The sequence below is a fragment of the Streptomyces coeruleoprunus genome, assembly GCF_039542925.1.
Taxonomy (GTDB): domain Bacteria; phylum Actinomycetota; class Actinomycetes; order Streptomycetales; family Streptomycetaceae; genus Streptomyces; species Streptomyces coeruleoprunus.
Map to the genome: position 1 here is coordinate 3,645,024 of NZ_BAABIT010000001.1, position 22,827 is coordinate 3,667,850.

Consider the following 22,827-nt stretch of genomic DNA (forward strand, 5'->3'; position numbering starts at 1 on the left):
GGACGCACGGGGCCGCAGGGGCGTGAGGCGCACGGGACCCGAGGGCTCCCGAGGCATGAGGCGCACGGGGCCGCAGGGGCTGTCGAGGCGCGATGCGCGAGGTGACCACTTGGTCGCCCCGGCGCATTAGGGTGACCGTATGTCGGCCACGCGATACACCTATCTCGGTCCCGAGGGCACGTTCACGGAAGCCGCCCTGCGTACGCTGCCGGAAGCGGCGACGCGGGAGCTGGTGCCGATGGTCTCGGTACCGGCGGCACTGGACGCCGTACGGAACGGGGAGGCGGCCGCCGCGCTCGTACCGATCGAGAACTCGGTGGAGGGCGGCGTCACGGCGACGCTCGACGAGCTGGCCTCGGGCGAGCCCCTGATGATCTACCGCGAGGTGCTGCTGCCGATCGCCTTCGCGCTGCTGGTGCGGCCGGGCACGAAGCTGTCCGACGTCAAGACGGTGACGGGCCACCCGGTGGCCCAGCCGCAGGTGCGCAACTGGCTGCGGGACAACCTGCCCGAGGCCGTGTGGGAGTCGGCGGCGTCGAACGCGGACGGCGCGCGGCTGGTGCAGGAGGGCCGGTACGACGCCGCCTTCGCCGGAGCGTTCGCGGCGGCGACGTACGGCCTGGAGCCGCTGGTCACGGACATCCACGACGCCGAGAACGCCGAGACGCGGTTCGTCCTGGTGGGGCGCCCGGCCCGGCCGTCCGCCCCGACCGGCGCGGACAAGACGTCGATGGTGCTCTGGCTGCGCGACGACCATCCGGGTGCGCTGCTGGAACTGCTCCAGGAATTCGCGGTGCGCGGCGTCAACCTGATGCTGATCCAGTCACGCCCGACGGGTGCCGGAATCGGCAATTACTGCTTCGCGGTCGACGCCGAGGGCCATATCGCGGACCGCCGGGTGGGCGAGGCGCTGATGGGGCTGAAGCGGATCTGCCCGAAGGTGCGGTTCCTGGGCTCGTATCCGCGGGCGGGTGTGACGGCCTCGGAGGTGCGGGCGCTCCGCCCGGGCACCTCGGACGAGGACTTCACTGCGGCGTCGGACTGGCTGGCGCGCTGCCAGGACGGCCGGGGCGCCTGAGCGGACAGCCCGCCGGAGTTATCCACAGGACCGCTCCTCGACCTGGGGACAAGTCGACATCCGCAGCGGTGACCGACCGCGCCGGAACCGGACAAGGTCGATAAATCGGTGTAGTCACCGCAGCTGCGTCCACAGTCGGCCGTCTCCGCCCGCGTCACCCCCATTCCTTTGATCACCCCCTTAAGGGGAGGAATTCCCACCCGAATGAGTGCGTGGAACAGGTTTGGTCGGGGATTCCCCTGCCGGGCGTACGACTTTCGGAACGATCAATTCCGAAGTCCACACCCCTTCCCCACACCCTGTGGATAACATTTCCGGACCCGCGCCCTCTGTGGACAAGTGACGCGCGTGGACGGCACTTTGCCACCGAAGAAGTGGCGTTTCCCCTCCACCCTCAACAATTCCGGCAATTAGGACAAAGCGACACGCTTGGGGAGAGGAGATATGCGGTGGGGTGCGGTGTGCGCACACCGGTAGCCTGGAGGGGTGATTGACCTTCGCCTGCTCCGTGAGGACCCCGACCGTGTTCGCGCCTCCCAGCGCGCCCGTGGAGAGGACGTCGACCTCGTCGACGCCCTGCTCTCCGCCGACGAGCGGCGCAGGTCGTCCGGCGTCCGCTTCGACGAGCTCCGCTCCGAACAGAAGTCGCTCGGCAAGCTCATCCCCAAGGCGTCCCCGGAGGAGCGGGCCGAGCTGCTGGCGCGGGCCGAGCAGCTGAAGGCCGACGTCAAGGCCGCCGACGCCGCGCAGCACGAGGCCGACGAGGAGACCCGGCAGCTGCTGCTGAAGCTCGGCAACATCGTGCACTCCGACGTCCCGGTCGGCGGCGAGGAGGACTTCGTCGTCCTGGAGACGCACGGCACCATCCGCGACTTCGCGGCCGAGGGCTTCGCGCCCAAGGACCACCTGGAGCTGGGCGAGGCGCTGGGCGCCATCGACGTGGAGCGCGGCGCCAAGGTGTCCGGCTCCCGCTTCTACTACCTGACGGGCGTCGGCGCGCTGCTGGAGCTCGCGCTGGTCAACGCGGCGATCGCGCAGGCGACGGAGGCCGGGTTCATCCCGATGCTCACGCCGACGCTGGTCCGCCCGCGCGCCATGGAGGGCACCGGCTTCCTGGGCCAGGCCGCCGAGAACGTGTACCACCTGGAGAAGGACGACTTCTACCTGGTCGGCACGTCCGAGGTGCCGCTCGCCGCGTACCACATGGACGAGATCATCGAGGCGGAGAAGCTTCCGCTGCGGTACGCCGGCTTCTCGCCCTGCTACCGGCGCGAGGCCGGTACGTACGGCAAGGACACCCGCGGCATCTTCCGCGTCCACCAGTTCGACAAGGTCGAGATGTTCTCGTACGTCGCCCCGGAGGACGCGGAGGCCGAGCACAAGCGGCTCCTGGAGTGGGAGAAGCAGTGGCTCACCTCCCTGGAGCTGCCGTTCCAGGTGATCGACGTGGCCACCGGCGACCTCGGCGCCTCCGCCTCGCGCAAGTACGACTGCGAGGCGTGGATCCCGACGCAGGGCAAGTACCGCGAGCTGACCTCCGCGTCCAACTGCGACAGCTTCCAGGCCCGCCGGCTGTCCGTCCGGATGCGGGACGGCAAGAAGGTGCAGCCGCTCGCCACGCTCAACGGCACGCTGTGCGCCGTGCCGCGCACGATCGTGGCGATCCTGGAGAACCACCAGCTCGCCGACGGCTCGGTCCGCGTCCCGGAGGTCCTCCGTCCCTACCTCGGGGGCAGGGAGCTGCTGGAGCCGGTCGCCAAGTGAGCGCCGCGCCCCTGAGCCCGTTCCCCTTCAAGCTGGTCGCGACCGATCTCGACGGGACGCTCCTGCGCTCCGACGAGACGGTCTCGCAGCGTACGCGCGACGCGCTCGCCGCCGTCACGGCGGCGGGCGCCGCGCACATCGTCGTCACGGGCCGGTCGGTCCCTTGGACCCGGCACATCCTGGACGACCTGGGCTACCAGGGGCTCGCGGTGTGCGGCCAGGGCGCGCAGGTCTACCACGCGGGTGAGCACCGGCTGCTGACGTCCCTGACGCTGGACCGGCAGCTGGCCGGGCTCGCCCTGGCGAAGATCGAGGCCGAGGTGGGCCCCCTGGCCATCGCCGCGAGCCGCGACGGCCTGGACGGCGAGGTCCTCATCGGCCCCGGGTACCAGGTCCACGGCGGCCCGCTGCCGTACCTGCCGTACACGGATCCGGCCGACCTGTGGTCCGCGCCGCTGAACAAGCTCTACATCCAGCACCCGGAGCTGGACGACGACGCCCTGGCGTCGGCCTCGCGGGAGGCGGTCGGCAGCCTGGTGGACGTGGTCATGGCGGGGCCCGGGATAGTGGAGATCCTGCCGCTGGGCCTCAGCAAGGCGACGGGCCTCTCGCTGGCGGCCCGCCGGCTCGGCGTGAAGGCCGCGCAGACCATCGCCTTCGGGGACATGCCCAACGACATCCCGATGTTCGCCTGGGCGGCCCACGGCGTGGCGATGGCCAACGCGCACGACGACCTGAAGGCCGTCGCCCACGAGATCACCGCCTCCAACGAGGCGGACGGCATCGCGGTGGTGCTGGAGGAGCTGCTGGCGCGCTGAGGCGGGCGACTTACGCGAAGCCTGCCGCTGAGCAGGACTTCGCGGCGTCCGTCCCGCCGAGCGGGAGGTACGCGGAATCGGCCGCGTTGAGCGGGACGTACGCGAAGCCTGCCGCGCTGAGCAGGACGTACGCGGAATCGGACGCGCTCAGCGGGACGTACGCGGAGGATGCGCGGATCGAACGCGCGCGGGGAGACCCCGACCACGGCTTAGCAAGCCGGTGCCTTACCACTCGGCCAATCCTCCGGGAAGGGCGGCCCGCGCGGATGCGCGCTCGAAGCGGCCGCCCCGGGCAGCTGCGTTCCGACGGCTCACGGAGTGGTGTGGTGGCTACTCCGGTGCCGGTCGGGCGCTGCCCTGAAGGGAGTGCGACGGACTCGTACTCTCCTCGGTCACGTCTCGCTCCCCCCGGTCTCGATGGTGGTCAGTTCCTCCACCACTGTGCCCGGGGCAGCCGCTCCTCGCCAGTGAATTTCCGGGCGCCTGAGGGGAGCTCAGGCGCCCGGAGCCGATCAGATGGCGCCTCAGAAGTTGATCATGTGGCCCGCGAGGCCGTGGACGGCCTCCTTGACCGCCTCGCCCAGCGTCGGGTGGGCGTGCACGTTGCGCGCCACCTCGTGGACCGTCAGGTCCCACTGCTGTGCCAGTGTCAGCTCGGGCAGCAGCTCGGTGACGTCCGGGCCGATCAGGTGGGCGCCGATGATCTCGCCGTACTTGGCGTCACTGATCAGCTTCACGAAGCCGGTGGAGTCGCCCAGGCCGTGCGCCTTGCCGTTCGCCGTGAACGGGAACTTGGCGACCTTGACGTCGAAGCCCTTCTCGCGGGCCTGCTCCTCGGTCCAGCCGAAGCTGGCGATCTGCGGCTGGCAGTACGTGGCGCGCGGGATCATCGGGTAGTCCAGCTCCATCGTCTCGGCGCCCGCGATGGTCTCGGCGGCGACGACACCCATGGACTCGGCGGTGTGCGCGAGCATCAGCTTCGCGGTCACGTCGCCGATGGCGTAGATGTGCGGCACGGACGTGCGGCAGCGGGCGTCGACGTCGATCGCGCCGCGCTCGGTGAGGCGCACGCCGGTGGCCTCCAGGCCGTACCCGGTGACGTTCGGGGCGAAGCCGATCGCCTGGAGGACCTTGTCGGCCTCCAGAACCTGCTGGGAGCCGTCCTTGGCGGTGACGGTGACCCGGACCTGCGGGCCGGACTCGTCGATGGTCTCGACGCGGGTCGAGGTGAGCACGTCGATGCCGAGCTTGCGGTACTGCTTGGCCAGCTCGGCGGAGACGTCCTTGTCCTCCAGCGGCGCGATCCGGTCGAGGAACTCGACGATGGTGACCTTCACGCCGTAGTTGTGCAGGACGTACGCGAACTCGACACCGATCGCGCCGGCGCCGGCGATCACCACGGACTGCGGCAGGTCATCGGCGAGGATCTGCTCCTCGTACGTGACGACGCGCTCGCTGCGGCGCGTACCGGGCAGCAGCCGCGGCGTGGCACCGGTCGCGATGATGCAGTTGTCGAAGGTGATGGTGCTGCTGGTGCCGTCGGTGAGGGCCACCTGAAGGGTGTTCGCGTCGAGGAAGGTGCCCCGGCCGGTGAACTCGGTGATCCCGTTCTTCTTCATCAGGTAGTGGACGCCCTTGACCCGGCCGTCCGCGACGCGGCGGCTGCGGCGGAACGCCTCGCCGTAGTCGAAGGAGACCTGGCCGTCCACCTTGATGCCGAACGTCTTCGCCTCGTGGGTGAAGATGTGCGCCAGCTCGGCGTTGCGCAGCAGCGCCTTGGTGGGGATGCAGCCGACGTTCAGACAGACGCCGCCCCAGTACTTCTCCTCGACGACCGCCACGCGCTTGCCCAGCTGGGCGGCGCGGATCGCGGCGACGTAACCGCCGGGGCCGGCTCCGAGTACCACGACGTCGAAGCGGTCTGACATGGCTTGCTCCCCAGAGTGTGAGTACGGGTCGTACGGGGTGCGGTGCGCGCCCGGGCCCACAGTAATCCGGGTCCGGGCCGACCGCTGTGCCGCCCGCCTCACCTGTGGACAACTCCGGTGGCTCCTACTCCTCTCCGGCCAGCGTCAGCGTGCGGAGCTTCTGCCCCGCGAACCAGGTGGCCGCGGCGGTCACTCCGACGAGCAGGCTCACGGCGACCGGGAGGCCGACGTCGGAGGAGATCAGGCCCTCGCCCCGGGTGACCTTCTCGGCGACGGCCAGCGCCCACTGCTGGACGCTGAGCGTGCGGGCGCCCTCGATGAGACTGCCGAACAGGGACTCCCACACCAGCGCGTAGACGAGGCCGATGACGACGGCGTGCCGGCTGACCGTACCGAGCAGCAGGAACACCGCGCTGTAGGCGATCGAGGCGACGAGCGCGGCGACGGTGTAGGCGACGGCGACCTGCTGGCCGTTGCCGTTGAGGATCATTCCGGCGAGGAACGTGGGGACGGCCGAGAACACCATGGTCACGGCGATCGCCACGATGAGCTTGGTGGTGATGATGGTGGGGCGCTTCACCGGCTTGGCGAGCAGGTAGACGATCGAGCCGTCGTCGATCTCCGGGCCGATCGCGCCCGTTCCGGCGATGACGCCGATGAGCGGCACCATCGTGGCGAGCGCGAAGCCGCCGAGGACGTCGGCGGCGATCTGGTCGTCGGGGCCGTTGAAGGCCCGGATCGCGCCGGCGAGGAGCAGCAGCAGGACGGGCAGCACGAAGAGGATCGCGGCGCGGCGACGGCCGAGGAGACCTCGGTAGGTGAGCCGGGCGACGGTGGGGTTGTACATGTCGAGGGCTCCCTTCAGGCCGCGACGAGGTAGGAGAAGACCGACTCGAGGGACTCGTCGGAGGGCGAGACCGTCAGCAGCCGGATGCCGTGGGTGCGGGCGACCCTCGGGAGCAGCTCGGTGAAGCGGCCGAAGTCCACCGCCTGGACGCGCAGGGCGCCCTCGCGGACGTCCACCTCGATGCCCGCGGTCGACGGGTCGGCGATCAGCGCGGCGGCCAGCGCCCGGTCGTCGCTGGAGCGGACCAGGTAGCGGTGCGGGCGGTCGGTCATCAGCCGGCGGATCTTGCGGAAGTCACCGCTGGCGGCGTGCCGTCCGGCGACGATCACCTCGATGTGGGAGGCCAGCTGCTCGACCTCCTCCAGGATGTGGGAGGAGAACAGGACCGTACGGCCCTCGGCGCCCATCCGCCGCAGGAGGTCCATCAGCTGCATCCGCTGGCGCGGGTCCATGCCGTTGAAGGGCTCGTCGAGGAGCAGGACGGCCGGTTCGTGGACGAGGGCCGAGGCCATCTTCACGCGCTGCCGCATGCCTTTGCTGTACGTGCCGATCTTCCGGTCCTGCGCGTACTCCATCTCGACGGTGGCGAGAGCCCGCTGGGCCTCCGCCCCGCCGAGGCCGTGCAACTCGGCGTTGGCGACGACGAACTCGCGGCCCGTGAGGAAGTCGTACATGGCCTCGCGCTCGGGGACGACACCGATCTCGCGGTAGACCGACTCGTTGCGCCAGATCGGGCGGCCGTCGAGCGAGACGGAGCCGGTGGAGGGGGCCAGGAAGCCGCCCATCATGTTGATGAGCGTGGACTTGCCGGCGCCGTTGGGGCCGAGGAGACCGGTGACGCCCGGGCCGATGGACATGGTCACGTCGTTGACGGCGACGACGTTGCCGAACCAGCGCGATGCGTGGTCGATGGAGAGAGTGCTCATGGGCGCGGCCCATTCCTTAGAAGGGTGGTGGCGGGCGACGGGAGGGCGGTCACAGCCCGACCTTTCGGTAGCGGAGCATCAGGAGGCCGTAGGAGCCGGCGATGAGCCCGAGGACGGTCAGCAGGTAGACCACGCCGGCACCTGTGCCGGGGCCCGCCTCGCCGGGGAACATCGTCGTGGCGCCGAGGAACGCGGTCTGCAGCCCGTCGATGAGCGTGACCGGCGAGAACAGGCCGAGCCAGGCGACGGCTTCCAGGTTGTCCGTGCCCCAGGCGATGCCCTGGACGATGGACACGGCGCCGTACGAGACGGTGAGCGCGGCGATGACGGCGGCGACGCCGAAGCCGCGGCGGGGCGTCAGGGCGGCCAGGACCAGGCCGATGCCACCGAAGAGCAGCGAGAGCAGAGCCACGGAGACCAACCCCTGTGCGAAGCCCTTGGTCTGGTCGGTGAAGTCCATCTTCGCCAGCAGTGCGCCGATGTACAGGATCAGCAGCGGCGTCGCCGCCTGCAGGAACACCGCGGAGGCCATCGCGCCGAACTTCGCGGCCACGTAGTCGCCGCGCTCGATGGGGCGCGAGAAGTACAGCGGGACGGTCCTGAACCTCAGGTCGCGCGAGACGGACTGGGGCGCCTGGGAGGCCACGTACAGCGAGATGACCAGCCACATGTAGAGCGCGTAGCTCGTGTACTCGACCGGCAGTGCCTTGGCCTTCGTGACGACGGCGACCGAGACCATGATCAGTGCCGTCGCGCACATGATGCCGAGCAGGATCATGGGCAGCACCTTGGACTTGGCGCTGCGGCCGAGCCCGTAGGCGCCGCGCAGGGACTGCACGTAGAGGGAGCGGCGCGCGTAGGCGCGGCCGAGGCGCTGCCCGTCGTACTTGCGGTACCCGATGTTGTGGATCTGCGTCTGGGTACTCATCGGGGCTGTACCTCCAGGGGGCCGGCGACCGGCTGGCCGGCCGTGGCGTCGGGGCGGAACACCTCGGCGATGTGGTGGCGGCGTTGTTCCATGCGGACGAGGCCGAGGCCCAGGTCGGCGACGGTGTCGCGCACGATGTCGTAGGTCTCGTCGCCGGTCGCCTCGACGAGCAGGATGTGCCCGGAGCCGGGCAGGCCCTCCTCCACGCGCGCGTGGAGGGTGACTCCGGCGGCGGTCAGCGCCGCGCGGAGGGCCGCGGTGCCGTCGGGGTGGGTGTCGGAGTCGGTGACCTCGACGGCGACGGTGGTGGTCGTACGGGTGAAGTCGCTGGTGGAGCTGGAGCGCAGGAGCCGGCCGCCGTCGATGACGACGACGTGGTCGCAGGTGCGCTCCAGTTCGCCCAGCAGGTGCGAGGTGACCAGGACCGAGATGCCGAAGTCCGTCCACACCCGCCGGATCAGGCCCAGCATGTCGTCGCGGCCGACCGGGTCCAGGCCGTTGGTCGGCTCGTCGAGCAGCACCAGCTGCGGGTCGTGGACGAGGGCCTGCGCGAGCTTCACGCGCTGCTTCATGCCGGTCGAGTAGCCGCCCATGGGGCGGTAGCGCTCCTCGTACAGCCCGACGTGGCGCAGGGTGTCGGCGGTGCGCTCGCGGGCCGCGGTGGGCGGCAGACCGGCCATGCGCGCCATGTGGACGACGAACTCCGTCGCCGAGACGTCCGGCGGCAGGCAGTCGTGCTCCGGCATGTAGCCGACCCGCTCGCGGATGGCGGGCCCGCTGGTGGCGACGTCCAGGCCGAGCACTTCGGCTCGGCCCTCGGTCGCCGGGGACAGGCCGAGGAGGATCTTGATCATGGTGGACTTGCCGGCTCCGTTGGCACCCACCAGTCCGGTCACACCGGGCCCGATGTCCAGGGAGAGCCGGTCGAGAGCGGTCACCCGGGGGAACCGCTTGCTGAGGCTTTCGGTCGCGATCACAGTCACGCTTCGACGGTAGTGGCGCGCGCCACAGCGGGCGTCAGCCCTGGCGGCTGGTTCCGCCTCCGACTCCAGGAGTACGGACCCGTACGGGAGAGGTATGGCGTGCGCTTCCAGGGGCGGTCGGCGTCGGGTGCCATGGCCGGCTCCGCACGGGGCCGTCGGGCTTCGTGCCGGAGCGCGCGCCGGACCGCCGGGCGGCGCGCGGGTTTTCCACAGCTCGTGCACGCCCCTTGACGTCGCCGCCGACCATTGTCACATTCATCAGTGTCAAGTTACGGACGCGTACCGCATTGGGTCGCCTACGGACGGGCGGGTGGCATGACAGCAGGGACAGCGGCGCCGACGACGGATCTGCGCGGTTTCCGCGAGGTGCAGCGCCTGGCGTACGAGTGCGCGGAGGCGGTCGCCGCGCAGCTGAAGCCGGGCGTGACGGAGCGCGAGGCCGCGCGGATGCAGCGGGAGTGGCTGCACGAGCGGGGTGTGCGGGACTGGTTCCACCGGCCGTTCGCCTGGTTCGGGGACCGCACGGCCTTCGTGAACTTCCGGATACCGCTGCAGTTCTTCCCGACCGACCGGAGGCTGGAGCCGGGGATGCCCTTCATCCTCGACATGGCTCCCGTGTACCGGGGCTTCACGGCCGACATCGGCTACTCGGGGTGCCTGGGGCTGAACCCCGTGCAGGACAGGCTGCTCGCCGACCTGAAGGAGCACCGGAAGCTGATCCTGCGCGAGGTGCGGGAGCGGCGCTCGCTGCGGGAGATCTACGAGGACGTGGACCGGCTGATGGTCCGCCAGGGGTACGCCAACCGGCACCGCGCGTACCCGTTCGGCGTGATCGCCCACAAGGTGGACCGGGTGCGGGAGCGGCGCTGGTCGCCGACGCTGTTCGGGTTCGGCACGCAGGCGCTGAAGGGTTTGGCGAGCGACGCGCTGCACGGCCACCGCGAGGGCTGGTCGCCGCTCTGGTCGCCGTACCGGTTCTCCGACCATCCCCCGCAGCCCGGCCTCTGGGCGGTCGAGCCGCATCTGGGATTCCGGGGCACGGGCGCGAAGTTCGAGGAGCTGCTGGTGGTCACGGATTCCAAGGACCCCGAGCAGAGCGCGTTCTGGCTCGACGACGACCTGCCGCACGTGCGGCGCTGGAACGAGGAGGCGGCCGCATGAGCCTGCTGAGGGGCGCGCGGGAGCGCTGGATCCGTACGGGCGGCATCGAGCTGTGCGTGGCCGAGCTGGGCGAGCCCGGCCGGCCCACTGTGGTGCTGGTGCACGGCTACCCGGACTCGAAGGAGGTCTGGTCCGAGGTCGCGCTGCGGCTCGCCGAGCGGTTCCACGTGGTGCTGTACGACGTGCGGGGGCACGGCCGGTCGACGGCGCCGATGCCCCTGCGGGGCGGGTTCACGCTGGAGAAGCTGACGGACGACTTCCTCGCCGTCGTGGACGCGGTCAGCCCGGACAGGCCGGTCCACCTCGTCGGGCACGACTGGGGTTCCGTGCAGTCGTGGGAGTTCGTCACGGTCAAGCGGACCGAGGGCCGGATCGCCTCGTTCACGTCGATGTCCGGGCCGTCCCTGGACCACTTCGGCCACTGGATCAAGCAGCGCATGTCCCGTCCGACCCCGCGCCGCGTGGGGCAGCTGCTCGGCCAGGGCGCCAAGTCCTGGTACGTCTACCTGCTGCACACGCCCGTGCTGCCGGAGCTTGCCTGGCGGGGCCCGCTCGGCAAGAGGTGGCCGGGGATCCTGCGCCGCGTGGAGAAGGTGCCGGGCGACGGATATCCGACGACGTCCCTGCCGGCCGACGCGGCGCACGGGGCGTGGCTCTACCGGGACAACGTCCGTTCGCGGCTGCTGCGCCCGCGCACCGACGCGTACGCGCACGCGCCCGTGCAGCTGATCACGCCGACCGGTGACGTCTTCCTGTCCGAGCGGCTGTACGACGAGCTGGCGCTGTGGGCGCCGCAGCTGGTGCGCCGGAGGCTGCCGGCGAAGCACTGGGTGCCGCGCACCCGGCCGGACCAGGTGTCCGCGTGGATCGCCGAGTTCGTGACGGCGCACGAGGAGAAGGGCGCGGCGGTGCCGGAGCCGGTCGCGTCGGGGCGGCGGTACGCGGACCGGTTCGGCGGGCAGCTGGTGCTGGTCACCGGGGCGGGCAGCGGCATCGGGCGGGCCACGGCGTTCGCCTTCGCCGAGGCGGGTGCGCGGGTCGTGGCGGTCGACCGGGACGCGGAGGCCGCGACCCGCACGGCCGAGCTGGCCCGGCTGATCGGCGCCCCCGGGGCATGGGCCGAGGTGGCCGACGTCGGCGACGAGGCGGCGATGGAGAAGCTCGCCGAGAAGGTCGCCGCCGAGTACGGCGTGGTGGACGTCCTGGTCAACAACGCGGGCATCGGACTGTCCGGGTCGTTCTTCGACACGACGAGCGAGGACTGGAAGAAGCTCCTCGACGTCAATCTGTGGGGCGTCATCCACGGCTGCCGGGTCTTCGGCCGGCAGATGGCCGAGCGCGGCCAGGGCGGTCACATCGTGAACACCGCGTCGGTGGCCGCGTTCCAGCCGTCCAGGGCGCTGCCCGCGTACAGCACGTCCAAGGCGGCCGTGCTGATGCTGAGCGAGTGCCTGCGGGCCGAGCTGGCGGGGCAGGGCATCGGCGTCACGGCGATCTGCCCCGGGATCGTGAACACCAACATCACCTCGACGGCCCGCTTCGCGGGGGTGTCGGAGGACGAGGAGAAGCGCCGGCAGAAGCAGACGGCGCGGCTGTACGGGCTGCGCAACTTCCCGCCGGAGAAGGTCGCCGACGCGATCCTGCGGGCGGTCGTCGAGAACCGGGCGGTGGTGCCGGTGACGCCGGAGGCCCGGGGCGCCCACGTCCTGTCCCGGCTCGCGCCGGGCGCACTGCGGGCGATAGCCCGGCTGGAGCCGCCACTGTGAGGTGACGGCCGCGGGGCGCACCGCGGGGGCCGCCTCCGCGGGGGGCGCACCGCAGGGGCGGCCGTACCATCCCCTGGCAAAGGGGTTCGGGGCAGTAGGGAGCGGGTTTGTCCGAGCAGCCAGCAGGCGAACGACCGGGAGAGGCGGAGCGGTCCGTCACGACCGAGCAGGTCGTCACGGCCGAACAGGTCGCCGGGGCAGAACAGGTCGTCACGGCCCCGCAGGGCGTCACGGCCGAACCCGCCGTCGTGCGGCCCGGGGTCGAGTACCGGATCGAGGATCTGGCGCACCACAGTGGTGCCACGGTACGGACGATCCGGGCCTACCAGGACCGTGGGCTGCTGCCCAGGCCCGAGCGGCGGGGCCGGTCCAACGTGTACGGCGAGGCCCATCTGAACCGGCTGCGCCAGATCGCGGACCTGCTCGACCGCGGCTACACCCTGGCCTCCATCAAGGAGCTGCTGGAGGCGTGGGACGCGGGGCGCGGCCTGGGCGGCGTCCTCGGCCTGGTCGCCGAGGTGAACGGGCCGTGGACGGACGAGAAGGCCGACCGGATCACGCGCGACGAGCTGGACGCGGCCTTCGGCGGCACCCCGGACGAGCGCGCCGTGCAGGAGGCCATCGAGCTGGGCGTCCTGGAGCGGGTGCCCGGCCGGGAGGACGAGTTCCTGGTGCCGAGCCCGCAGGAGCTGGCCGTGGCGGCGGAGCTGTACGCGGCGGGAGTGCCGCTGTTGGCGATCGCCGGGCACCTGCGGGAACTGCGGGGCCAGGTCGAGCACATAGCGGCCCGGTTCCTGGAGTTCACCACGGAGCACGTCTTCGCGCGCTACCTGGAGCACCGGCCGCCCACGGACGCGGACGCGGCGGAGGCGGCTGCGCTGGTACGGCGGCTGCGGCCGCTCGCCCAGCAGACCGTCGACGCCGAACTGGCGCGTGCCATGCGGACGTTCGCGACCCGCCACCTCCAGCAGCACCTGTCGCCCGGCGCACCCCCGGTGCCGCCCGACGACGTGCCGGGAGCGGTGGTGCTGCCCGCGGCGACGATCCGGGCGGTGCACCGGCTGGTCGGCCCGGAGAACGCCTCGGCGTTCGTCACCGCGGCCACCGAACGGGAGGTACAGGCAAGGACGTTGGACGCGCTCACCGGGACGGCCCACGAAACGGGCACGTGACCCCCGGACCCGGCGCTCGTTGTCCACAGAATCGTCAACTAAGCTGTGGATAACACCAGTTGCCTGTGGACCAAACCTCCCGAGAGTAATTTCTGTGGCAGAAAATGCGTGATCCCTGCCACGCTGACCGGCATGGACGAACGACGCACCGTGAAGGTGTCCAAGTACCTCTCGAAGCATCTGCGCCACCAGCCCGAGCGGATCGGTCTCGTCCTCGACGCGAACGGCTGGGTCGCGATCGACGACCTGCTCCGGGCCGCGGCCGCGCACGGCATGCGGATCACCCGCGCCGAGCTGGACCACGTCGTCGCCGTCAACGACAAGCGTCGCTTCACGATCGAGGGCGACCGCATCCGCGCCAACCAGGGCCACACCGTGGACGTGGACCTCGCCCTGCCGCCGGCCACCCCGCCCGCGTACCTCTACCACGGCACCGTGGCCCGCAGCCTGCCGGCGATCCGGGCCGAGGGGCTGCGCCCCATGGCCCGCCACCATGTGCACCTCTCACCGGACCGGGAGACCGCGACCCGGGTCGGGGCCCGGCGCGGGCGGCCGGTCGTGCTGTCCGTGGACGCGGCCGCCATGCACCGCGACGGCCACGTGTTCCACGTCAGCGCGAACGGCGTGTGGCTCACCGACGCCGTACCGGCGGCGTACATCCGCTTCCCCGAATGACCGGAGCGGGCCGAGGCTCGAAGCCCCGGGCCGCCCGCACGCGACATGCGGCCCGCCCGGCCCGTACAGGGCATGCGGCCCGCCCAGCCCGTGCAGGACATGCGGCCCGCCCGGCCCGTAGAGGACAGGCGGCCCGTACAGACCGGTGGCCGACCCAGCCCGTACGGGAAAGGCGGCTATCCGGCCCGTACCCGACAGTGCGCGCCTCAGCGCAGCTGGGACAGCGCCTCGGTGGCGATCCGCTCGAAGACCGCCGGGTCGGCGGCGAAGTCCGAGTCCGGGATCGGCGCGTGGATCACGATCTCGGTGAAGCCCAGCTCGATGTGCCGGCCCGCGAAGTCCACGAAGGCGTCCAGGGACGAGAGCGGAGTGCCGCGGTCCGGGGTGAACCCGGTGAGCAGGATCTTCTCCATCGCCTCGGCGTCCCGGCCGGCGTCCGCGCACGCCTTGCCCAGCTTCTCGATCTGGCCGCGCAGCGCCTCGCGCGACTGCTCGGGCGTACCGGACTCGAACAGCTTCGGGTCGCCGGTGGTCACCCACGCCTGGCCGTGGCGCGCGGCGAGCTTCATGCCGCGCGGCCCCGTGGCGGCGACCGCGAACGGAATGCGGGGGCTCTGGACGCAGCCGGGCACTGTGCGGGCCTCGACGGCCGAGTAGTGCGTGCCCGCCTGTGTGACGGACGTCTCGGTGAGCAGCCGGTCGAGGAGCGGGACGAACTCGCCGAAGCGGTCGGCGCGCTCCCGCGGGGTCCACGCCTCCTGGCCGAGCGCGGTGGCGTCGAAGCCGTTGCCGCCCGCTCCGATGCCGAGCGTGATCCGGCCGCCGGAGATGTCGTCCAGCGAGATCAGTTCCTTGGCGAGGGTGACGGGGTGCCGGAAGTTCGGCGACGTCACGAGCGTCCCCAGCCGCAGACGGCGGGTGGCCGCCGCGGCGGCGGTCAGCGTCGGGATCGCGCCGAACCAGGGGCCGTCCCGGAAGCTGCGCCACGACAGGTGGTCGTAGGTGTACGCGGCGTGGAAGCCCAGTTCCTCGGCGCGCGTCCACTCGTCGCGGCCCCCGTCGTGCCAGCGACGTACGGGCAGGATCACGGTGCTGAGGCGCAGAGTCATGCCTCAGAGCCTACGGGGCCCACAGAAACCACAGGAGTTTCCAGCCGTTTCGTCCCCTCCCCAACGAACGGCTCAAATGCGCACCCTTTCGCACGTCCGTGCACATGGCCTGGCATGTGTACGGGACAATGGCCGCGTGACCTCACCAACCTCCTCCCCGGCGGGGCTGTCCCTGCATCAGCGCCCGCGGCTGATCGCTACCGATCTTGACGGAACGCTTCTCCGCGACGACAAGTCGGTCTCGGAGCGTACGGTCGCCGCCCTCGCCGCGGCCGAGGACGCCGGCATCGAGGTCTTCTTCGTCACCGGCCGGCCCGCCCGCTGGATGGACGTCGTCAGCGCCCACGTCCACGGCCACGGCCTGGCCATCTGCGCCAACGGCGCGGCCGTCGTCGACCTGCACGCCGGCGGCCGGATCCTGGAGGTGCGGGCGATGGAGCGGGACACCGCCCTCGACGTCGTCCAGACCCTGCGCCGCGACGTGCCGGGCACGGTCTTCGCGATCGACACCACCACGGGCGTCCACTACGAGCCGGACTACCCGCCCTTCTACATGGACGTCGCCGTCACCGTCGCCCCCGCCGAGAAGCTCCTCGCCGAGGACGGTCCGGACACGGGCTCGCCGCTGCTGAAGCTGCTCGCCCGCCACCCCGAACTGAGCCCCGACGCCTTCCTCGCCCTGGCCCGCACGGCCGCCGGCGACCGGGCCACGATCACCCGTTCCAGCCCGACGGCGCTGCTGGAGATCAGCGGCCTGGGCGTGTCCAAGGCCAGCACGCTCGCCCTGTGCTGCGCCGAGCGCGGGATCTCCGCCGACGAGGTCGTGGCCTTCGGGGACATGCCGAACGACATCGAGATGCTGACCTGGGCGGGCACGTCGTACGCGATGGGCAACGCCCACCCGGACGTCGTGGCGGCGGCCTCCGGCCGGACCGTCGCCAACAACGAGGACGGCGTGGCCGCCGTCATCGAGGACATCCTCAGCACGTACTAGACGCACCGGGCACCGGGCCCCTCGCCGTCACAGGCCGACCCCGTGCTCGCGCAGCCAGCGCAGGGGATTCACGCCCGACCCGAAATCCGGGGTGAGCCGCACCTCGAAATGCAGGTGCGGGCCTGTCGAGTTGCCCGTGCTCCCGGCCTGCCCGATCCACTGGCCGACCGACACCGCCTGCCCCCGGTGGACGGCGGCCGACGCCAGATGCGCGTACTGCGAGTACCAGCCGTCCGGGTGCCGCACCACCACCTCGATCCCGAAGGCGCCCCCGCACGACACCGACTCCACACGGCCCGCGCCGATCGACCGCACCGGTGTGCCGATGGCCACCGCGAAGTCCTGGCCCGTGTGCCGGTGCGCCCAGCGCGGCCCGACGCCGGCGAAGCCGGCCGACAACGTGTAAGGACGGCCCTCGGGAATCGGCGCCACCCAGTTGCGGCCGGCGGGCCGCCCGTCCGGCTGGTCGATCCGCACCGCCCCCGGGCAGCCGCCCGCCGTGACGCTGCGGTCCGCCATGGCCTGCAACCGCCACCGGGCCTGCTCCAGCCGGGCCTCCAGACCGCGCTTCACAGCCGCCAGCCGCGACTGCCGTGCGCTCAGGTCGCGCCATGCCGACCGCGCCTCCCGCTCGGCGTCCACGAGCCGTTGCTCGGCCCGGTCCGTGCGCTTCATCAGCTCGCTGAGCATCCGGTTCGCCTGCCGTGCCACGCGCTGGGCGCGCAGGGCTTCCTCAGGATCGTGCGCCAGCAGCAGCCGCGCGGTCAGCGTCAGGGAGCCGCCGGTCCGGTACTGGGCGCGGGCCACCTCGCCCACGCGGTCACGCAAGGCCGCCAGTTCGCGCCGCTTCACCGCCAGCCGCTCCTGGAGCCGCTGCGCGCGAGCCTGCTGAGCGTCGGCCGCGCGCCTGCCCTGCTCGTACGCCCCGGTGATCCGGGCCGTCTCCTCGAACAGCCGCGCCACCTCGGCGCTCAGAGCAGGCCCCTCGGAGCCGGGCGCGTGCGCGGCGGCGGCCGGGGCCGGGGCGAGCAGGGCGAACAGCACGGCCAGCACCGGCACGAGCAGCGACCGCCGATCGTGGAGTGGGCACATCCTGCGATGGTGGCCCTCCCACTCCGCGTTGCGGGGCACCCGGCGCCCTTGCAGGGCTCCATACCGCCGACCGGCCTACCTCCGTACCGCCGACCGGCCTACGCCCGTACGGCCGCTCCGTACGGCCCGCACCCGACCGGCCCACGCCCGTACGGCCACCGGCCCCGCCCGCACCCCGACCGGCCCACCCGTACCGCCGGCCGACGTCCCGCGTACCGCCTGGCCGGCGGAGGACGAAGGTTGGAGGACGAAGGACGGAGGACAAGGACGAGGGACAAAGGACGGAGGACGGACGGTGGAGGGCGGACCTACCGGCGCGGCGCCTGCCAGACGACCGTCGTGCCCGTGCCGTCCGCCCCGATGCCCGGCTCGCACCAACTCGCCCCGCCCAGGGACTCCGCGCGCCGGGCCAGGTTGCGCAGGCCGCTGCGGCGTCCGCCCTCGGGGAGGCCCACACCGTCGTCCGCGACCGTGAGCCGTACGCCTTCAGCGCCGTTCGGCAGCGTGACGGTGGCGTCCACGACGACCTCGATCCGGGTGGCCCCAGCGTGGCGGAAGGCGTTGGAGAGCGCCTCCCGCAGGGCGGCGATCAGGTTCTGGCCGGTCAGCTCGCCGACCGCCGCGTCCACGGGGCCGACGAACCGGTGGGACGGCGTGAAGCCGAGCGGCGCGGCCACCGTGCCGATCTCGCGCAGGACGCGCGTGCGCAGCCCCGACGGAGCCGCGGCGGTGTCCTGTTCGAGCGCGAAGATCGCGGTACGGATCTCCTGGATGGTGACGTCCAGTGCGTCCACGGCCCGGCCCACGCCCTCGCGTACGGCCGGCACGACCGACTCCCGGCGGGCGCTCTCCAGCAGCATCCCGGTGGCGAAGAGCCGCTGGATGACCAGGTCGTGGAGGTCGCGGGCGATCCGGTCGCGGTCCTCGTACACCGCCAGCCGCTCCCGGTCGCGCTGCGTCCGCGCCATGACCAGCGCCAGCGCGGCCTGCGCCGCGAACTGCTCCGCCAGCGTCCGTTCCGGCTCGCCGAACGGCCGGGCGCCCGGACCGCGCGGCGTCGCGAGCACGCCGACGACCCGGCCGTCGCTCCGCAGCGCCAGCAGCATGCTGGGCCCGTAGCCCTCCGCGAGGGCGGCCGGCATCCGCGGGTCGCGCGCCGCGTCCGCCACGACGACCGGTTCCCCGGCCAGCAGGCGCGCCGCGACCGGGTTGTCGGCGGGGACGACGAGCCCGGGCCGTGGGACGGGCCCGTCGCCGACGGCGGCGGCGACCTCCAGCCCGGTGCCGTCCTCCGTGGGCAGCAGCACGATCCCGGCCGCCGAGTCGGCAGGCCGGCGCGCCTGTTCGGCCACGACGGCGAGCGCCTCGGCGGCGTCCTCGAGGTCGCCGGAGAGCAGGGCCGTGGTGACCGCGACGGACCCGTCGATCCACCGCTCGCGCTGCCGGGCCTCCTCGTACAGGCGGGCGTTGGCGATGGCGACGCCCGCCTCCGTGGCGAGGACCCGCACCAGGTGCAGGTCCCCCTCGGTGAAGTCGCCGCCGCCCCGCTTCCCGGTCAGACAGAGGGTGCCGAAGACCTCGTCACGGACACGAATGGGGACGGCGAGAGACGTCCGCCCCTCGATGCTCCCCTCCCCGAAGCCGTCGGCCTCGCCCACGAGACCGACAGCGGCGTGCCGCGCACCTGTCAGCTCGGCGGCGGTCGCACAGATCCGGTCGAGCGTCGAGCGCAGGTCCGGTCCGGTGCCCACGGACCGCATCGCCTCCAGCAGCCGCGGCACACGGGCCGCCAGGTCACCAGGGTCCTGCGGTTCGGGCACGCTCACGGCTCACGACCTCGATACGGACGACGGAGAGGAAGAGGAGGAAGGGGAGGGGGACGGGGTGGAATCCCGCAGGCGGTCCGCCGCACGCTCGCGCTGCAGCATGCGCCGCAGCGGCCCGTCCGCCGCGGCGAGTTCGGCGTACGGCCCGCGCTGTACGGCCCTGCCGTCCTCCAGCACCACGACCTCGTCGACCGCGTCGAGGCCGTGCAGCCGGTGGGTGATCAGGACCACGGTACGGCCCTCGGTCACCCGCAGCAGGTCCTCGGTGAGCGCGTCGGCCGTGGCGAGGTCCAGGTGCTCGGCGGGCTCGTCGAGCACGAGGACCGGGAAGTCCGCGAGGAGCGCCCGCGCCAGGGCGAGCCGCTGCCGCTGGCCGCCCGACAGCCGGGCGCCGTGCTCCCCGACCAGCGTGTCCAGGCCGTCCGGCAGCGAGTCCACCCAGTCGAGGAGCCGTGCCCCGGCGAGCGCCCGGCGCAGTTCCTCGTCGTCCGCGCCCGTCCGGGCGAGCCGTAGGTTCTCGCGCAACGAGCTGTCGAAGAGGTGCGCGTCCTGGGCGCACAGGCCGACCAGCCGCCGCACGTCGTCCCCGTCGAGCGTCGTCGCGTCGGTGCCGCCGATGCGGTACGACCCGTCCCTGACGTCCAGGAACCGCAGCATGACCTGCGCCAGCGTGGTCTTGCCCGACCCGGACGCGCCCACCACGGCGACCCTGCGGCCGGCCTCGAGCCGCAGGTCGAAGCCGTCGAGGGCGTCGCTTTCGCGGCCCGGGTGGCGGACGGTGATGCCCCGCAGCTCCAGCGGGAAGGGACTCTCGGGCGCGAGCGCGGGCCGCTCGGGCTCCCGCACGGGCTCGGGCGCGTCGAGCACCTCGTACACCCGCTCGGCGCTGCGCTTGACCCGCTGCCGGTACTGCACGGCCAGGGGCAGACCCATGACCGCCTCGAACGCGGCGAGCGGGGTGAGCACGACGACCGCCAGCGCCACGCCGCTGAGCCGCCCGTCCCGTACCGCCTGGACGCCGACCAGCGCGGCGGCCGCCACGGTGAGCCCGCAGACCAGCGCCGTCAGTCCGCCGCCGAGCGCGGTGGCCGCGGCCTGCCGCCCGGCGATCCGGGTCAGCGCCCGGTCCGCTTCGGCGGCGCGGCGGAAGCGGCCCGGCAGGGCCCCGGCCACCGTCAGTTCGGCGCAGCCGCGCAGCAGATCGACCACCCGGACGGCGAGGGTGCCCCGCGCCGGGGCGAGCCGCCGCTCGGCACGCCGGGCGACCGCGCCGCCGAGCAGCGGGACGGCGACGCCCGCGACGAGGAGTCCGGCCGCGAGGACAGCGCCCGCCTCGGGCAGCAGCCAGGTGGTGAAGCCCACGGCACCCGCACCGACGATCAGCGCCGTGCCGGCGGGCAGCAGCCACCGCAGCCAGTAGTCCTGGAGGGCGTCCACGTCGGAGACCAGCCGGGACAGCAGGTCGCCGCGGCGGGTCCGGCGCAGCCCGGCGGGGGCGATCCGCTCCAGCCTCCGGTACGCGCCGACCCGCAGGTCGGCGAGCATGCGCAGCACCGCGTCGTGCGACACGAGGCGCTCGACGTACCGGAACACGGCACGCCCGATGCCGAACGCCCGGGTCGCCGTCACGGCCACCATCAGGTGCAGTACGGGGGGCTGTTCGGACGCCCGGGAGATCAGCCAGCCGGACACCGCCATCAGGCCCACGGCCGAACCGAGGGCGAGGCTCCCGAGCAGCAGCGCGAGCCCGAGCCGCCCGCGCAGTTCCCCGGCCGCATCCCGCACCCGCCCGAGCACACTTCGGCCCGACCCGATGGACCCACCGGACATCACGGACGGCGGCTCGCCGTCCGAGACCGGCTGCCGACCCGGAGCCTTGTGCAGCCCCCCTACGACACCGAGCGCGTCATCGGCCATGTCCACCGCGAGGGACGCCTCCCGCCCCACCGCGACCGCACCCGGCGCGGAACCCGCGACACCCGCACCCGCAGGGGCCTCCAGCGTCACCACCCGGTCCGCGACCGCCAGCAGGGCCGGCCGGTGGACGACCAGGAGCACGGTGCGTCCCCGGGCGAGCCGGCGGACGGCGTCCACCACCAGCGCCTCGGTCTCCCCGTCCAGCGCGGCGGTCGGCTCGTCCAGCAGCAGGACCGGCCGGTCGGCCAGGAACGCCCGGGCCAGCGCGAGCCGTTGCCGCTGCCCCGCCGACAGCCCGGCGCCGTCCTCGCCGAGCACGGTGCCGGCGCCGTCCGGCAGTTCGGCGACGAAATCGGCGCCCGCGTCCCGCAGGGCCGTCAGCACGGCGTCGTCGTCCGCGTCCGGCCGGGCGAGGCGGACGTTCTCCGCGATGGTCCCGGCGAACAGGTACGGCCGCTGCGGCACCCACGCGATCCGCTCCCGCCACTGCTCCAGGTCGAGCGAGCGCAGGTCGGCGACGGAGTCCCCCGATCCCGTTCGCGAGCCCCCGGCCTGTACGGTCCCGACCCGGACCGTCCCCTCGTCCGGCACCGTGAAGCCCAGGACCACGTCCAGCAGCGTCGATTTGCCGACGCCGCTCGGGCCGACCAGCGCCACGGTCTCGCCGGGTTCCAGCACCAGCGAGGCCTGGTCCAGGGACGGCACCGAGCGGCCCGGGTGACGCACGGTCACCCCGTCCAGCTCGATCCGCACCGGGCCGTCGGGCACCGATCCGCCGCGCTCAACCGGCACCGATCCGCCGCTCACGACCCGCACCGACCCGTCCGGTGTCGCCCCCGTGCCCTCCCCGCGCACCGGCGTCTCCAGGACGGCGAAGATCTCCTCCGCGGCCGACAACCCCTCCGCGGCCGCGTGGTACTGGGCGCCCACCTGCCGCAGCGGCAGGTACGCCTCGGGGGCCAGGATCAGGATGACCAGGCCCGTGTAGAGGTCCAGCTCCCCGTGGACCAGCCGCATGCCGATGCCGACCGCGACGACCGCGACCGAGAGCGTCGACAGCAGCTCCAGGGCGAACGACGACAGGAACGCGATCCGCAGCGTCCTCAGGGTGGCCCGCCGGTAGTCCGCGGTGATGGCGCGGATCGATTCCGCCTGGGCCTTCGCCCGGCCGAAGACCTTGAGGGTGGGCAGTCCGGCCACCACGTCGAGGAAGTGGCCGGACAGCCGGGACAGCAGCTTCCACTGCCGGTCCATCTGCTCCTGGGTGGCCCACCCGATGAGCACCATGAAGATCGGGATCAGCGGCAGGGTGACGACGATGATCGCCGCCGAGATCCAGTCCTCGGTGACGATCCGCGCGAGGACCGCCACCGGCACCACCACGGCCAGCCCCAGCTGCGGCAGATAGCGCGCGAAGTAGTCGTCGAGCGCGTCCACGCCCCGGGTGGCGAGCGCCACCAGAGAGCCGGCCCGCTGTCCGCCGAGCCAGCCCGGACCGAGGGCGACCGCCCGCTCCAGCAGCCGACCGCGCAGCTCGGACTTGACCGCCGCGCCGGCCCGATGGGCGGCCAGCTCGGTGAGCCACGACACGAGCGCCCGCCCCACGGCGACGGCCGCCAGCAGCGCCAGCGGCGTGGTGAGCGCCGAGATGTCCAGCCCTCGCCGGAACGCCCCGACGACCACCTCGGCGATGAGCATCGCCTGGGCGACGACCAGCGCCGCCCCGGCCAGGCCCAGGGCGACCACCGCCGCGAGGAAGAGACGGGTGGCCCGGGCGTACCGGAGCAGACGCGGGTCGATCGGTTTCACGTGAAACATCTCCCCTGGTTGGGGCGCGGGTGGC

Annotated in this window: 17 protein-coding genes and 1 tRNA gene; 8 read left to right on the top strand and 10 right to left on the bottom strand. The window is 72.7% G+C overall.

Features of this window, described 5'->3' with window-relative positions; all coding sequences use genetic code 11:
- Positions 1–139 precede the first annotated feature (139 nt).
- From pheA to ABEB09_RS16200, 3 genes are all read left to right on the top strand, one after another.
- Positions 140–1,078 (top strand): prephenate dehydratase, encoded by a 939-nt coding sequence (gene pheA / locus ABEB09_RS16190; protein ID WP_345690632.1) that lies wholly within the window; start codon positions 140–142, stop codon positions 1,076–1,078.
- A 486-nt stretch (positions 1,079–1,564) separates the two neighbouring features.
- The gene (serS, locus tag ABEB09_RS16195; RefSeq protein WP_345690633.1) at positions 1,565–2,842 is read left to right on the top strand and encodes a serine--tRNA ligase; all 1,278 of its coding nucleotides are present in this window, start codon (positions 1,565–1,567) and stop codon (positions 2,840–2,842) included.
- 11 nt (positions 2,843–2,853) lie between these two features.
- Positions 2,854–3,660: an HAD family hydrolase gene (locus tag ABEB09_RS16200; RefSeq protein ID WP_345693954.1), complete on the top strand. Its 807-nt coding sequence runs from the start codon at positions 2,854–2,856 to the stop codon at positions 3,658–3,660.
- Positions 3,661–3,822: 162 nt separating this feature from the next.
- On the opposite strand, the gene ABEB09_RS16205 is transcribed toward ABEB09_RS16200, so the two are convergent.
- The 6 genes from ABEB09_RS16205 to ABEB09_RS16230 all read right to left on the bottom strand — a co-directional run bounded on the left by ABEB09_RS16205 (position 3,823) and on the right by ABEB09_RS16230 (position 9,266).
- Positions 3,823–3,906: transfer RNA gene (locus ABEB09_RS16205), tRNA-Ser, on the bottom strand.
- A 278-nt stretch (positions 3,907–4,184) separates the two neighbouring features.
- Entirely contained in the window at positions 4,185–5,588 is a 1,404-nt protein-coding gene (lpdA, locus tag ABEB09_RS16210) for a dihydrolipoyl dehydrogenase (RefSeq protein WP_345690634.1), read from the bottom strand.
- Positions 5,589–5,712: 124 nt separating this feature from the next.
- Positions 5,713–6,435 (bottom strand): ABC transporter permease, encoded by a 723-nt coding sequence (locus ABEB09_RS16215; protein WP_345690635.1) that lies wholly within the window; start codon positions 6,433–6,435, stop codon positions 5,713–5,715.
- A 14-nt stretch (positions 6,436–6,449) separates the two neighbouring features.
- Positions 6,450–7,361 carry an ABC transporter ATP-binding protein gene (locus ABEB09_RS16220; RefSeq protein WP_345690636.1) on the bottom strand — a complete coding sequence of 304 codons (912 nt, stop codon included), beginning with the start codon at positions 7,359–7,361 and terminating at the stop codon, positions 6,450–6,452.
- Between the two features lie 49 nt (positions 7,362–7,410).
- On the bottom strand, positions 7,411–8,289 hold the full coding sequence (locus ABEB09_RS16225; protein ID WP_345690637.1) for an ABC transporter permease: 879 nt from the start codon (positions 8,287–8,289) through the stop codon (positions 7,411–7,413).
- The gene (locus tag ABEB09_RS16230; RefSeq protein ID WP_345693955.1) at positions 8,286–9,266 is read right to left on the bottom strand and encodes an ABC transporter ATP-binding protein; all 981 of its coding nucleotides are present in this window, start codon (positions 9,264–9,266) and stop codon (positions 8,286–8,288) included. The genes ABEB09_RS16225 and ABEB09_RS16230 overlap by 4 nt, the downstream gene beginning before the upstream one ends.
- A gap of 321 nt (positions 9,267–9,587) precedes the next feature.
- Here ABEB09_RS16230 and ABEB09_RS16235 point away from each other — a divergent pair, with 321 nt between their 5' ends.
- From ABEB09_RS16235 to ABEB09_RS16250, 4 genes are all read left to right on the top strand, one after another.
- Entirely contained in the window at positions 9,588–10,433 is an 846-nt protein-coding gene (locus tag ABEB09_RS16235) for a M24 family metallopeptidase (protein WP_345690638.1), read from the top strand.
- Complete coding sequence (locus tag ABEB09_RS16240; protein ID WP_345690639.1) at positions 10,430–12,199, top strand: SDR family oxidoreductase; 1,770 nt, start codon at positions 10,430–10,432, stop codon at positions 12,197–12,199. Before ABEB09_RS16235 ends, ABEB09_RS16240 begins: the two co-directional genes overlap by 4 nt.
- Before the next feature lie 248 nt (positions 12,200–12,447).
- Positions 12,448–13,371, top strand: coding sequence for a MerR family transcriptional regulator (locus tag ABEB09_RS16245; protein ID WP_345693956.1), 924 nt, complete (start codon positions 12,448–12,450; stop codon positions 13,369–13,371).
- A 132-nt stretch (positions 13,372–13,503) separates the two neighbouring features.
- Positions 13,504–14,046 carry an RNA 2'-phosphotransferase gene (locus ABEB09_RS16250; protein ID WP_345690640.1) on the top strand — a complete coding sequence of 181 codons (543 nt, stop codon included), beginning with the start codon at positions 13,504–13,506 and terminating at the stop codon, positions 14,044–14,046.
- Positions 14,047–14,252: 206 nt separating this feature from the next.
- Here ABEB09_RS16250 and ABEB09_RS16255 read toward each other — a convergent pair whose 3' ends face one another.
- Positions 14,253–15,155, bottom strand: coding sequence for an LLM class flavin-dependent oxidoreductase (locus tag ABEB09_RS16255; RefSeq protein WP_345690641.1), 903 nt, complete (start codon positions 15,153–15,155; stop codon positions 14,253–14,255).
- A 76-nt stretch (positions 15,156–15,231) separates the two neighbouring features.
- Between ABEB09_RS16255 and ABEB09_RS16260 the strand changes: the two genes are divergently transcribed.
- Positions 15,232–16,149 (top strand): Cof-type HAD-IIB family hydrolase, encoded by a 918-nt coding sequence (locus ABEB09_RS16260; RefSeq protein WP_345690642.1) that lies wholly within the window; start codon positions 15,232–15,234, stop codon positions 16,147–16,149.
- A 27-nt stretch (positions 16,150–16,176) separates the two neighbouring features.
- Here ABEB09_RS16260 and ABEB09_RS16265 read toward each other — a convergent pair whose 3' ends face one another.
- The 3 genes from ABEB09_RS16265 to cydD form a co-directional block, all read right to left on the bottom strand.
- Entirely contained in the window at positions 16,177–17,241 is a 1,065-nt protein-coding gene (locus ABEB09_RS16265; protein WP_345690643.1) for a M23 family metallopeptidase, read from the bottom strand.
- 308 nt (positions 17,242–17,549) lie between these two features.
- The gene (locus ABEB09_RS16270) at positions 17,550–19,067 is read right to left on the bottom strand and encodes a GAF domain-containing protein (RefSeq protein ID WP_345690644.1); all 1,518 of its coding nucleotides are present in this window, start codon (positions 19,065–19,067) and stop codon (positions 17,550–17,552) included.
- Positions 19,068–19,070: 3 nt separating this feature from the next.
- Complete coding sequence (gene cydD / locus ABEB09_RS16275) at positions 19,071–22,793, bottom strand: thiol reductant ABC exporter subunit CydD (protein ID WP_345690645.1); 3,723 nt, start codon at positions 22,791–22,793, stop codon at positions 19,071–19,073.
- Positions 22,794–22,827 lie beyond the last annotated feature (34 nt).

Bases quoted from the DNA above. Each gene is read 5' to 3' on its own strand.
- pheA (WP_345690632.1), top strand. From the start codon at position 140: ATGTCGGCCACGCGATACACCTATCTCGGTCCCGAGGGCACGTTCACG.
- lpdA (WP_345690634.1), bottom strand. From the start codon at position 5,588: ATGTCAGACCGCTTCGACGTCGTGGTACTCGGAGCCGGCCCCGGCGGT.
- ABEB09_RS16215 (WP_345690635.1), bottom strand. From the start codon at position 6,435: ATGTACAACCCCACCGTCGCCCGGCTCACCTACCGAGGTCTCCTCGGC.
- ABEB09_RS16220 (WP_345690636.1), bottom strand. From the start codon at position 7,361: ATGAGCACTCTCTCCATCGACCACGCATCGCGCTGGTTCGGCAACGTC.
- ABEB09_RS16225 (WP_345690637.1), bottom strand. From the start codon at position 8,289: ATGAGTACCCAGACGCAGATCCACAACATCGGGTACCGCAAGTACGAC.
- ABEB09_RS16235 (WP_345690638.1), top strand. From the start codon at position 9,588: ATGACAGCAGGGACAGCGGCGCCGACGACGGATCTGCGCGGTTTCCGC.
- ABEB09_RS16240 (WP_345690639.1), top strand. From the start codon at position 10,430: ATGAGCCTGCTGAGGGGCGCGCGGGAGCGCTGGATCCGTACGGGCGGC.
- ABEB09_RS16250 (WP_345690640.1), top strand. From the start codon at position 13,504: ATGGACGAACGACGCACCGTGAAGGTGTCCAAGTACCTCTCGAAGCAT.
- ABEB09_RS16255 (WP_345690641.1), bottom strand. From the start codon at position 15,155: ATGACTCTGCGCCTCAGCACCGTGATCCTGCCCGTACGTCGCTGGCAC.
- ABEB09_RS16260 (WP_345690642.1), top strand. From the start codon at position 15,232: ATGCGCACCCTTTCGCACGTCCGTGCACATGGCCTGGCATGTGTACGG.
- ABEB09_RS16265 (WP_345690643.1), bottom strand. From the start codon at position 17,241: ATGTGCCCACTCCACGATCGGCGGTCGCTGCTCGTGCCGGTGCTGGCC.